This is a genomic window from Marinobacter sp. LV10R510-11A, assembly GCF_900215155.1.
Lineage (GTDB): Bacteria > Pseudomonadota > Gammaproteobacteria > Pseudomonadales > Oleiphilaceae > Marinobacter.
This window is the reverse complement of the sequence record NZ_LT907980.1, coordinates 3,262,456-3,273,957: the sequence shown is the minus strand read 5'-3', so window position 1 is coordinate 3,273,957 and position 11,502 is coordinate 3,262,456. Positions and strand designations below refer to the sequence as shown.

General features: G+C 52.0%; 16 protein-coding genes. 3 read left to right on the top strand and 13 right to left on the bottom strand.

From position 1 onward, the window contains the following. Window positions 1–46: 46 nt before the first annotated feature. Window positions 47–892 carry a GIY-YIG nuclease family protein gene (locus tag CPH80_RS15730; protein WP_096279260.1) on the bottom strand — a complete coding sequence of 282 codons (846 nt, stop codon included), beginning with the start codon at window positions 890–892 and terminating at the stop codon, window positions 47–49. 138 nt (window positions 893–1,030) lie between these two features. Between CPH80_RS15730 and CPH80_RS21715 the strand changes: the two genes are divergently transcribed. Beyond that, a complete protein-coding gene (locus CPH80_RS21715) occupies window positions 1,031–1,315 on the top strand; it encodes a hypothetical protein (RefSeq protein ID WP_157746907.1) in 285 nt (94 codons plus the stop codon). A 350-nt stretch (window positions 1,316–1,665) separates the two neighbouring features. Here CPH80_RS21715 and CPH80_RS15715 read toward each other — a convergent pair whose 3' ends face one another. The 10 genes from CPH80_RS15715 to CPH80_RS15665 form a co-directional block, all read right to left on the bottom strand. Then, on the bottom strand, window positions 1,666–1,926 hold the full coding sequence (locus CPH80_RS15715) for a hypothetical protein (RefSeq protein WP_096279254.1): 261 nt from the start codon (window positions 1,924–1,926) through the stop codon (window positions 1,666–1,668). Window positions 1,927–2,008: 82 nt separating this feature from the next. Then, on the bottom strand, window positions 2,009–2,761 hold the full coding sequence (locus CPH80_RS15710; RefSeq protein ID WP_096279252.1) for an endonuclease/exonuclease/phosphatase family protein: 753 nt from the start codon (window positions 2,759–2,761) through the stop codon (window positions 2,009–2,011). Between the two features lie 520 nt (window positions 2,762–3,281). Beyond that, window positions 3,282–3,596, bottom strand: coding sequence for a HigA family addiction module antitoxin (locus tag CPH80_RS15700; RefSeq protein WP_096279248.1), 315 nt, complete (start codon window positions 3,594–3,596; stop codon window positions 3,282–3,284). A 14-nt stretch (window positions 3,597–3,610) separates the two neighbouring features. After that, entirely contained in the window at window positions 3,611–3,892 is a 282-nt protein-coding gene (locus CPH80_RS15695) for a type II toxin-antitoxin system RelE/ParE family toxin (RefSeq protein WP_096279246.1), read from the bottom strand. A gap of 135 nt (window positions 3,893–4,027) precedes the next feature. Beyond that, entirely contained in the window at window positions 4,028–4,438 is a 411-nt protein-coding gene (locus tag CPH80_RS15690) for a hypothetical protein (RefSeq protein WP_096279244.1), read from the bottom strand. A gap of 257 nt (window positions 4,439–4,695) precedes the next feature. Then, window positions 4,696–4,896 carry a DUF2442 domain-containing protein gene (locus CPH80_RS15685; protein WP_007348086.1) on the bottom strand — a complete coding sequence of 67 codons (201 nt, stop codon included), beginning with the start codon at window positions 4,894–4,896 and terminating at the stop codon, window positions 4,696–4,698. Between the two features lie 25 nt (window positions 4,897–4,921). Further along, complete coding sequence (locus tag CPH80_RS15680) at window positions 4,922–5,161, bottom strand: DUF4160 domain-containing protein (RefSeq protein ID WP_081622871.1); 240 nt, start codon at window positions 5,159–5,161, stop codon at window positions 4,922–4,924. Between the two features lie 91 nt (window positions 5,162–5,252). After that, on the bottom strand, window positions 5,253–5,930 hold the full coding sequence (locus CPH80_RS15675; RefSeq protein WP_096279242.1) for an HAD family hydrolase: 678 nt from the start codon (window positions 5,928–5,930) through the stop codon (window positions 5,253–5,255). Between the two features lie 125 nt (window positions 5,931–6,055). Next, a complete protein-coding gene (locus CPH80_RS15670) occupies window positions 6,056–6,553 on the bottom strand; it encodes a hypothetical protein (RefSeq protein WP_096279240.1) in 498 nt (165 codons plus the stop codon). A 1-nt stretch (window position 6,554) separates the two neighbouring features. Continuing rightward, the gene (locus CPH80_RS15665) at window positions 6,555–6,875 is read right to left on the bottom strand and encodes a hypothetical protein (RefSeq protein ID WP_096281688.1); all 321 of its coding nucleotides are present in this window, start codon (window positions 6,873–6,875) and stop codon (window positions 6,555–6,557) included. 250 nt (window positions 6,876–7,125) lie between these two features. Here CPH80_RS15665 and CPH80_RS15660 point away from each other — a divergent pair, with 250 nt between their 5' ends. Beyond that, window positions 7,126–8,037, top strand: coding sequence for a tyrosine-type recombinase/integrase (locus CPH80_RS15660; RefSeq protein ID WP_096275683.1), 912 nt, complete (start codon window positions 7,126–7,128; stop codon window positions 8,035–8,037). Continuing rightward, on the top strand, window positions 8,034–9,107 hold the full coding sequence (locus CPH80_RS15655; RefSeq protein WP_096279238.1) for a transposase: 1,074 nt from the start codon (window positions 8,034–8,036) through the stop codon (window positions 9,105–9,107). The genes CPH80_RS15660 and CPH80_RS15655 overlap by 4 nt, the downstream gene beginning before the upstream one ends. A 241-nt stretch (window positions 9,108–9,348) precedes the next feature. Here CPH80_RS15655 and CPH80_RS15650 read toward each other — a convergent pair whose 3' ends face one another. After that, window positions 9,349–10,275 (bottom strand): restriction endonuclease, encoded by a 927-nt coding sequence (locus CPH80_RS15650; RefSeq protein ID WP_096279236.1) that lies wholly within the window; start codon window positions 10,273–10,275, stop codon window positions 9,349–9,351. Between the two features lie 82 nt (window positions 10,276–10,357). Then, window positions 10,358–11,035 carry a class I SAM-dependent methyltransferase gene (locus CPH80_RS15645; RefSeq protein WP_096279234.1) on the bottom strand — a complete coding sequence of 226 codons (678 nt, stop codon included), beginning with the start codon at window positions 11,033–11,035 and terminating at the stop codon, window positions 10,358–10,360. Between the last annotated feature and the right edge of the window lie 467 nt (window positions 11,036–11,502).

Genomic DNA, 11,502 nt, shown 5'->3' with positions numbered 1-11,502 from the left:
TTTTCTCAGCGGCTCTGCCCGATGTCTGAACGATTGAAGCGTAAAGTTACTCGCTCTCAATCTCTTTCAATAACTTACCGCTCTTATCCTTCCAAGCGGTCAAACCATTAGCACTGCCGCCATGAATGACTGCGGCGGCGGCGCTGGGGCTGGAAAACTCCGTATCTTTGCCGAACACCCACTTATCATTTCTTTCAATGAGAATACCCTCCTCGATGAGCTTGTTTCTCTGAACAAGGACAGCAGGCCACTTTTTAGCGGATGTACGCTCTTTTAATACCGCCTCAGATCCAGCAATAACCACCATGCCATTTGGTGTGAGGTAGCCTGTTGCAGTTACGTTCTTTATTGAGCAGGTCAGAATTTCGGTATCAATATCCGGCTTCTCATTTCCGCCAGTTTTAACGAAGCTCTCAATGCCGATAACCGGTAGTATCTGGTGAACCTTTTCGAGAAATACCTCCATGTCTTCGCGGTCTGATTCAGGGAGCTTTGATCCGCTACCCTGGCCATTTATGACCACCGCCCGACCCACTGATTTAGCGGCCTCAATTAGCCTACCCTCAATGTAGCGGATGTGAGCTTTGGTGAGGTTTTCGTCTTTGCTGATGAAAAAAGCAATGTGGTTCCAGTAGTCCTTTGAGAGGTGAGACTTCACGCGATCCCGAATACACTCTGCTTCGCCAATGTAGATCACGCTTTTATTGGTATCCGGGTCTACACCCGTCAAAAAATAGATCCCAGAATTTAGGGATTCCTCGCGCCCGATGACACTATCAAACTCGCTTCGCGGACCGGCAACGGCTTTACCTGTCCAGTTTGAAAGCTCAACTGTACGGAGTCGTTTGGGGTCGCCGTAGACCAAGAATATTTTCAACGTTGCTGAGGGCAACTGGTTACTCCTTACACATAACGCCCGCCATCACCGGTGGCAAAATCGCAGTGAAGCGGAGGTTTTGGCACCGGTGCGTGGCCTGGTTATGTTTTGTTGAGGTCAGCACCATCGGCTCGCCCAAGCTGAGCAGTCAATATGAGCAAAGCGACCAAAATCACCGGGCTTATTTCTGCTGGGGACGGCAAGCTCTTGCCCGCAATATGGGCAGAACCCAATTTCAACAACCGTCGTCCAAATCATCTCGCCAACCTCTTCGAGATGATGGTTCTCCTCCAAATCGCCTTCCGTCGCTTGCCTTTCTATAAACAGGCACCATACGAAATTTTCGCGCCTTACATAATTCTTTTCCAGCCTAATCGACACGCCGTTATCTGGCATGCCGTGACAGTCATGAACAGCGTCTTGGCCACTATCCATTGATCTCATCCGCAAATATTTGCCGTTCAATCGCATCCTCTATTGCAGAATCAAGCCGTTTTAGCAACTCAGATAATGACTCATCAGGCCGTCTGACCAACATTGCAAGACACTGATCCTCATCAGACGCACATGCAGCACATCGAACTGGCCCAGCCCTTCCGATAGAAATTTCGCCCGAGCCATCGATAAGTAACTCAATATTTTCAAGTTTCATAGCTGACTATCAGATCTCCCAACAACATAACGCCCGCACACAAGGGCGCGAGCTTGCGAGCGTCCCACCACTGCACTAGCGGTGGTGTATTGGCGCGCTTGGTGATGAGTTTTTGGGAAATACATCGTTCTTCCGTTCATTTCTGCTCCAACCCCAAAACCTCGGGGCTATGATCGAGGACATTATGGCCCTGAACTTTATAAAACGATGCCAATGCGTCGGGTGAAATTGTCACTGACAAATCATCGTGGCGCAAATCGTAGTCCGTAAAAGACGTGTCCGAGTGATACACCCTAAAGAAATAGCTTCCTGCCGCACCGCTGCAAAGAACCCCTGACACACCAGAGGCATTTTCCTCTTCGGCTTCACCGTCCCCATACTTGTAGATGCTTGTCATCCATCTAACCCCTTGTACTCATAACGCTTGGCTTTGCGGCGTGCCAGAGCGCAGCGTAGGTGCGTCCGACAACAGCCTCTTGTTAACTGTTGATGCACAGGGTCAAAGGAACATGATCACTGGTCAAAATCCAGTCATCATGTTCGCCTACTTGGAGATCACAACTTTCAATCAGATCCATAGAGGTGAAAACATAATCAATGTGGTACCGCTTCTGCTGATTTCGCTGCAGAAAAAAAGTTGGTTTTGTCTCTGCTCCCTGCACTTCTTTGTAGATGTGGTGATACTGGCTTTGGAGCCCCAGCGCTTCCAGCTCTGTAATAACGTCAGAGTGATTCCACCAGCGGTCGGGCTTATCCCAGATTGAGTTGCTATTGAAGTCGCCAAGGATGATCGTTTTTGAACCACTCAGGTCTCTTCCGTGAATCTGTAAATATTTCCAAAATTGTCCCATATACCCAAAAGCTTCGTTATTGCTGCCCTTCGTCCAGACCGCCAGCGCAGTCATCTCGTCGTTGATTTTAAATGGCAGAAAAAGCCTGAGATTATGTGTGTGCCAGTTCAGTGTACTGCTGTTACTTTTCAGGCCAGATAAGGTGAACGTGTCGCTCCAATCCAGCTTTTGTACGCGATGCCCATTTCGTGGGAAAACTCCGATGCCGCGATTTTTTGATTCTCCAACCCAGAGGTAGTCTCCTGCCCAATCCAGGTATGCAGGAGCAGATAGTGCCGGGTCTTCACATTCCTGAATCACGAGCACATCCGCCTGTAAGCTATCCGCCTTGGTTAGCTTACGTCGCAGTGCTCCATTGCAGTTCCAAGTTACAATTTTCATAGGCTCAGACAGTTAATGCGAAGCTTAGCGGCGCCCTTGTAATGGAGGCGAAGCCGCAATGAAAAGGGCGTCCGGCGGCCGTAGGCCGCGTACTACAGCGACTGGTTAGCTGGGGGCAACTGTGAAACCTGAGCCCTGGCAACCAACACGATGGCCTACTCCGCCGCCCTTGCACCGACAAACTGCCAATGCACCCTGATTGAAGCCACCGCAAACGATGCGCTCGACGAACCTGAACTTCAGATTAGCAGACTCAAAGCCAATTTTTCGTGGACGGCCCCACACGGCAAACACCGTTTTCTATACCAACACTGCGACCGATTGAGCTGCCAGCATGACGCGGATTCTGACGGCCTTGGCGATGACGGAACTGCCGGTTTTGCTACCAACTTTCGGCCAAGGCCACTGGCACACAGCCACCAAAAAAGACCGAGGCACTACCAGCTAACGCTTGCAGCATGCGCGCCCTTGGAATGGAGCCAAAGGCGCAATGGAAAGGGCGTCGCCATGCCTGCACTTGTTATGCAGCGTGCAATGGCTTAATTCGAGAGACCTCATCCTTAACCAATTGCCCCGCCGTCCACAAATCAATAGAACGCTGCGCATTCAACCAAAACTCTGGCGAGTTACCAAACAAACGGCCAAGTCGAAGCGCCATTTCAGGGCTGACTGCACGACGTTCACGCAATAGCTCATTTACGGACTGGCGAGACACTCCCAGAGATTTCGCCAGTCCTGCGACTGTCAGACCGTAATCTGGAATAAAGTCTTCTCTGAGCATTTCACCAGGATGTGTTGGCTTCCGTTGCATACCCGCAGTATTAGAAATAGTCATAGCTGTAGCCTCATTCAGTGGTAATCGCACACTTCGACGTCGTATGCATCACCGTCTTCAAAACGAAAACAGATACGCCATTGATCGTTGATTGAAATTGCGTACTGTCCCTGCCTGTCTCCAGAAAGCGGATGGAGCCGATTACCAGGCGGTACTTTCAGATCTTCTAGTTGCTCTGCCAAATGCACGTATTCCAGCTTACGGGCAGCTCTTGAAGCAACATCCGGGGGGAATTTCTTCGACCTCCCCTTGGAGTAAAGCTCTTGAGTTCGTTTGTCTGAGAAAGTTTTGATCATGCTTTGAAGCGTACTGCGTCACGTGACGCATGTCAATTGAAAGGAGAAACGAATGCATAACGCTGAATTAAGCGGCGGCCCGATAGGGGCGTCCGGTGGACGGCCGCCAGGCCGGGAACGAACTTGAATGATTTGTTAATTGGTTACCTCGATGTACCACTGAGGCTTAATGCGTCCGAAATCTTGCCGGATGTTCGATTTCAGGGCTTTTTTGGAGTCCAGCACCATTGCTTGGCCGCCTTCCCTGACGAATACCACCCAATGCCAAAATGGTTTGCCCCGCTTCATCCGCCACTTGATGGCCATAAGGGCTTTGTCTGGAAGACGCTCCCATGACTCAAATGGCGCCTCTATGGCGGATACCGAAATATCGAATTCGCGGAGCAACTTTCGGACGTACTCGGTATCCGACCAAAGCGCGGTGTCTGCGGCGTAAATACCCAAAGCGTTGGCTCTCTTATTTGCCTCGACGTAACTTACACCGGCAAGAGCAGCGCTTGCCGCAATACCACAGCCGGTTGCTTCTTCTTGGATGACTGCTTCCATATCTTTACCAATTAACGTGGCTGTAGAAAAACCCTCGAGCCTTTTTGCGATGACGCTCCTACGTAAAATCTAGGTCTGCTTTCGACGATGAGTGCTCCAGATTTTAAGAATAGGTGCTATTTTTAGATTAATTATTGATCAATTCAAGGTCGAGAAAAGCCTTTGGCCTTTTTCTACAGCCTCAACGCTTGCAGCATGCGCGCCCTTGGAATGGAGCCGAAGGCGCAATGTAAAGGGCGTCGCCGTGCCTGCACTGGTTATGTGCTGTGAGCGACGTTTGGAAACCTCTCAGGATGCTCAATAATTTCCGCCGTCAGGTCTACATCAAGCTCAGGCCAATAGAAGTGCCCAGGAGACTGCTCCTCGACATTCACAATTGCACTGACTCGCTGTTCCTTGAACCAAGGAAAATTTTTGTACGACATGAAAAACTCACGGTCGTGCGCAAGAAGCCACACACCATGTGCAGAGATATTTGTCACCTCAACTGCTGAAGTGCTGTTTCCAAGCGCTGACAAGCTCATCGCGGTGATCCTCCACCAATGATTCGATTTCTTTTAATTGCTGCCGGTTGTACCCGTAATTTTTGGCAAGCTCAAGATCTGGTTCAAGCCAGAATTTAGCCTCGCCATCACCTGAGACTACATGAACATGCATGCGAGATTCTTCTCGCGAAAAGAAAAAGAAGCGATATCCCTTCTCTCTGAATACTGTAGGACTCATCCATACTCCTCACATAACGCGAAGCTAAGCGGTGCCCGTCTAGGGCATCCGGTGGACGGCCTTTAGGCCGGGAACGTACTTAAGCGATTGGTTAAGCCCCACGTGCACTATTCAAGTAGACCCTTTGGATATAATCACATGCTGCATTCATATTTGGCAAAACCGCTGAGGCTAAAGAGAAATCGTGGTGCCTAGACATTTCGGTAGGAATGGCGAGGCATCTGATGCCGGCCATCGCCGCTGCGCGCAGTCCATGCTCCGTATCCTCGATCGCTACACAATCTTCTGGCTTCAGGGAAAGGCGCTCAAGAGCCAGCAGATAGCAATCTGGTTCAGGTTTGCTTTTGAGCACATCGTCGCCTGAAACAGTAAGACTAAATAGCGGCTCGAACTCGTTGGCACGTAACGTTACACGCACGCCATTCGCGCTCGCTCCGGTGACAACGCCGAGTTTTAAGCCTAGTCGATGGAAAGACGAAATTGTTTGGGCAACGCCTGGCATCAAAGGAAAAGATTGCCGCTTAAGATACCGCGTGGTTTCAAGGTTCTTCGCTTCCACAAGGGCGATGGCATCGGTCGGGAGGCCAAACCTACTGACTAAGTCGGATGCATTCGCGGGGGTCGGAACGCCAGCATACAAGTCCTTGTACTGTTGATCTGACAACTGAAACCCGTATGTACTAAGAACCGAATTCCAAAGTCCTAGGTGAACCGGTTCGGAGTTGACAAGTGTTCCGTCGTGATCGAAGAGCACAGCTTGAATAGACATACTGCGGAGGGTCCTATGTGGGGTTTAACGCCGGGCTCAGCCGCCGGTTTGGAGCGACAGCGGAAAACCGGTCGGCTGGAGCCCTTGGTTATGCTATGAAGAAATAGGTATCAGGATGACCCTTCTTATATACCTCTAACCATTTTTTTGAAAGATTCGTTATCCAGAAAATCTGAATCCACCTTCAAAAGTTTGCCGTTATCTCCGATTATAAAGATGTATGACTTTTCTTTATCACCGGAGTACACGATAGAATATTCATTTGAAGACCACGTCTCAACTTGCCGACCTTCCACAAAGGACTCTTGCATTAACTTAATATTATCCTGATTACATCCAGATTTATCAATATCGAAGAAAACATTATTAAAGAAAACACTAGGGAGACACCCATAATTAATAGTTTGATCATTCGTCATATCTGAAAAAGCCAAGAACCTCTTGCCCAACTCATCCCCATACCTGAATATTAAAATGTTTTGGTTATCTCCTGCATCACCCACCACGGAGAAGTTCCCGGGGATTTTAAATCTGATACCTGAGTAAACCAGCTCAATATCTGTCTTTGAAAATGCGCTAATAGAAAACAATAACAGAAGAACAGAAAGTCCGAGTTTTAACATTTCAAATTCCTTTTAATGCCATAATTATTTCAGATTTATAGCTTGCGCTAATTTTGACCTTACAAACATGGTAAACCGATGTGTTTCCAGAGATTATATTCTTACCAATGCTTGCAATCTGTTTAACTATGTATGAGATCCCCGGTTTGCCACCACTGGGTCTTGGAACGAGATCCATTGATGCAGAACACGCCTGCGCTTCAGAGACTGCTTTGTAAATCACCTCTGCAGATCTCTCATTTACTGACTGAGGCGATGCTGCGCCGTCCCCCCAAAAATAGTTAATAACTGCAGATATGTATTCTCTATCGTAGTAATCCACGCCCAATCTCCCTTTGGTCTGTTTTATCGATGATGTCCTCATGGACTGCTCAGAAACTACCAAAAAACGATGGCTCCCGCCAGAGCATAACGCTGAGATAAGCGGCGGCTAAAAGCCGTCCGGTGGACGGCCGCCAGGCCGGGAACGAACTTGATTGACTGGTTGAACGAAGCCGCTACGCGGCAGAGGCCAAATTCGACTGTACTTCTCTGACCCCTTCCATTTTGGAGGGCTTGTCAGGAGAAGTGTGATGAACGCTAACGAACACGCTCGTTTTCAAGCACTGCACCAACGCTACCTCACCGAACTCACCCTGCGCGGCAAAAGCCCCAAGACCATCGATCTGTACACCCGTTGCCTGCGACAGATCTGCGACTATTTCCAGACCTGTCCCGATCAGCTTAGCACCGATCAGCTCCAGCAGTATTTCATGCATCTGGTCCAGCATCGGTCCTGGAGTCTGGTCAAGATTGCCCGCAATGCGTTGCAGAGTTTCTATCAGTATGTACTGCGCAAGCCCTGGGAATACGTCCCTATCGTCAAGGCCCCCAAGGTTCAGACCCTGCAGGACGTGCTCTCCCTGAAGGAGGTCGAGCGCCTGATTAGTCGCACACGCAAACTCAGTTATCAGGTCTATTTCCTCACCACCTACAGTCTGGGCCTGCGACTGAGCGAGTCCCTGAACCTGACCATCGCCGATGTCGACAGTCACCTGATGCGGGTGCATGTGCGCTGTGGCAAGGGCAAGAAGGATCGCTTCGTGCCTTTACCGCTGATGACACTCAAGGCCTTGCGGCGCTATTGGGCCACTCACCGTCATCCGGACCTGCTGTTTCCCGGGGGACACCCGCCGTATGCGTCGGTTGCCACCTCCGGCAAGCCCCGGGTGATGGACCGGGGTGGAGTGCAGAAGGCCATCAAACAGGTCGCTCTGGACTGCGGTATCCGCAAAAATGTGCACATTCATTCCCTGCGCCATAGCTTTGCCACCCATCTGCTGGAAAATGGGGTTAACCTGCGCTCAATTCAGACCCTGCTCGGCCATGCCAGCCCGGTGACCACCGCCCGCTACACCCGGATGACCCATGAGGCCCAGCAGAACAGTGCCCTGATGATTAATGCTCTGGTGGAGCGCCTGCAGGTTGACTGGGTGACCCCATGATCACCCTGGCGCAGATTCTGCGCGATCATGAGGCCAGCCTGAAGCAGCACGTCGGGGCACGTATGCGACCGGAACATCACGCCGCCCTGCGGTCGATTCTGGCCTGCCATACGCCGGACTGTGGCGAGGTTCGCTATCACTGTCGCGCCTGTCAGCAGGTGCAACAGGCGTACCCGTCCTGCGGCCATCGCAGTTGCCCTGCCTGTCAGCACAGCACCAACAGCCAATGGCTGGGCCGGCAGCGGCAGAAGCTGTTGCCGGTGGATTATTTCCTGGTGACCTTCACCCTACCGGCCCAGTTGCGGGGCTTTGCCTGGCACCACCTCCGATGGACCTGTCACGCTCTGTTCCAGGCCGCCCGGGAGACGCTGTGCCAGTTCGCCCGCAACGATAAACGCCTGGGCAACCAGCTCGGGCTGGTCGGGGTGTTGCACACCCACTCCCGCCGCTTGGCTTTCCACCCCCATGTCCACATCGTGGTCCCCGGGGGCGGGCTGACGGGCCATCACTGGCACGCCCGGGCCGGGCGATACCTGTTCAACGGCCGGGCCCTGGCCACCGTGTTTCGCGCCAAATTCCTCACCCGGATGCGCGAGCAAGGCTTTGCCTTGCCGGAATCGATTCCCAAACACTGGGTCGCCCAGTGCGAGCAGGTCGGCCGTGGCGACCAGGCGCTGACCTATCTGGCCCGCTATCTGTATCGTGGTGTGCTCCGGGAGCAGAACATCGTGGATTACGACGGTGAGCAGGTCACCTTCCGCTACCAGGACAGCCAGACCCGGCGCTGGCAGACCCTGACCGAACCGGCGAGCCGGTTCCTCTGGCGGGTTCTGCAGCATGTCCTGCCCAAGGGGCTGCGACGGGTGCGGGAATACGGGTTCCTGCACGGCGGTGCCCGCAAAACCTTACACCGGCTGCAGTGGCTCTTGCGGGTCGCGCTACCCGGGATCGTCACCCAACCCCGGAAACAACGCATTTGCCCCTGCTGTGGCGAGCCCATGGGCATCACGCTTTGGCGGCGCCCCTGCCGGTGGCCCGTGCTGATAACCCGACGACGATGTCTGGCATAGGCCCACATCCGTCCGACATGCACCTCACAGGGAGAGATCAGAGCATCCTATGACACCACCAGGACAGATCGGCTATCGGTTCCACCGAGGGTCACGGGAACTTCTGGCCTGACGAAAATCACCGCCCAATGCCAGGGCCAAACCACCCCTCAGTTCGCCGACGATATTTCCTTAATAGAGAAGCACCGGGCTCGTCCAACACCGGATCAGGTCGCGGCTGCGCGCGACCTATCCTTATTTGTTATAAATCAGGCCCGCCAGCCTCATTCTCTATGGAATCCCAGAACTCGCTATCGAGCCTTTTGATTTGAACCGTGTGCTCGACCTGTACGCCGACACCGTACTCATACAGATACTCAGCTAGTGTTTCGCCATCTATGAGTATGAGAGTGGTGCTACCGTTCAGACCCTCGGCGTACTGAAGAGCACCCTTTGAGAAGAACGATGTTGTAATGAAAACGCCTTTGTTTGACTGTGCGACAGCGAGCGCTCCGACAAAGCTCTGAATTTCCGGCCTACCTACGCTGGCTGCTTGGGCATACCGTTTTGCCTGAATATGGATGCGGCCGAAGCCGAGTACGTCTTCTTTAATAATGCCATCAATACCACCGTCGTTAGTGTAAGGCGTGACCGCACCAGATTGCTTGACCTCGCCGCCGTAACCCATCTTTTGGAGAAGCAAAACGACCAGATTCTCGAACTCGCGTGGCTTCTTAGAAAGGATGGTATCGATGAGCTCTTGATACCGAGCCTCGCGAATCTTCTTAGCCGACTCGTAGAGCTCTTCTTGTGGAGTGAGGCTTGTCTCGTCGAGCGCCACCTTATTTGACTTGTTTGGCTTATTCTCTTGCTTCTTGGCGAACTCTGAAGCGATAAACTGGTTGACTGACTCTGGAGTCTTGAGCCTTTCCATGCCGAGATCGCTGATTCCGTAAACACCGCGCTTGGGCTTGCTTAACAACCCCGCCATATTCATGTAGCTCAGAGCCCAACTGATACGGTCGTAGAAAATTTTACCGTTACCCGACTCATACTCTTCATGGACTTCGTCATCGGACAAACCAAAGTGCTTGGCAAGCGGAGCTTCGAACTCACGCAGCTTCAGCTGACCGCGCTTAGCCAAGAGCGACAAAGCCGGGATACGAATTTGGTCATGCTTGGGTATCACTACAAACTTTCCCCTGATTTATAACGCTTGGCTTTGCGGCGAGCCGGAGCGCAGCGTAGGTGCGTCCGCCAACAGCCACTGGTTATACAGACTTCGCCACCAACATCTCAGTGGAGCCTTTTTGAAAGCGATAGCTGACAGGCTGCAACGAGACAGCGATTCCGTCATCGGCTAATGCTGTCATGACAAAATCCAAATGCCTTGAGGTCTTTCCATCCAACGAGACAACAGGAAAAACTCGAACCTCGGAGGCAGTTCTACACAGCTCCCGCATTGATGCCAGGTGAGCTGCCGCATCTACATGGTCACTGTAGAGAAAAAGAAAGTGAGAGCAGAGCGCTAGATCGAATTCAAAATCAGGGAATGGCAACGAAGGCAAGGATGCTGGCACATACCGTCCTTGCTGCCGGCCAATATCAAAGTCAGAAAGAAACCTCGACATGGCGGCCATTCGAACCTTGCCAAGCTGCTCAACGCTACCCAGTGAGTCCCAAATATAGCTGTCTGCGCCCTGTTGCATCTTGGCCATGATTTCAGGGTAAACCTCGTCGATCCGGCGGCGAATTTCCTCAACGTTGAATTGATATACCGGATCACATGAAATGATTTGGTATCCGCGCTCTGTCGCCTCAGCATTGAAGCTTGCAGGGCCGTCGCCACAACCCAGAATCCTCTTGTTCAAATCATCATCCGACAACCCGAACATCTTCTGGTATTCCTCGAACGATCTCCCCCACGGGACTACATTAGCCAAATCCAAAATAGACTCTCCTTAGTCTGTATAACGCCTTGGGTAAGCTGCCGGTGCGGAGCGCAGCGTAGTACCGGTCAGCTTCACCCACTTGTGTACGCCCAGCATGGGCATGAACTAATGGGGTGAAAGTCCCCTGTGGGAAGGTCACCGTTCAGCCGGTTTTACCGATTGAACGCTAACCACTAGCGAATGGCAAGGGCCAATCCGTGAGGAGCGGTCTGGAGGAAGCCGCTAGCAAAACTGCGAGCTGATGAACAAGAACATCATATGAGGCGTAGGCCGGAGGCGAGTTGGCACAAGACGACGAAGCCGCGTGATCTGACGGCCACCGTAAATGATGCAGTTGCGCAGTTACAGTGCATGTTCTTATCTGGGGAGATCTGCTCAACGAGCGATCGGTCAATTACCAGTCAGGCCACTGGTCGATCAAGCCTGGGCGCAGCCGTTGCCATCGGCGGTTGCGAGCGAATAAG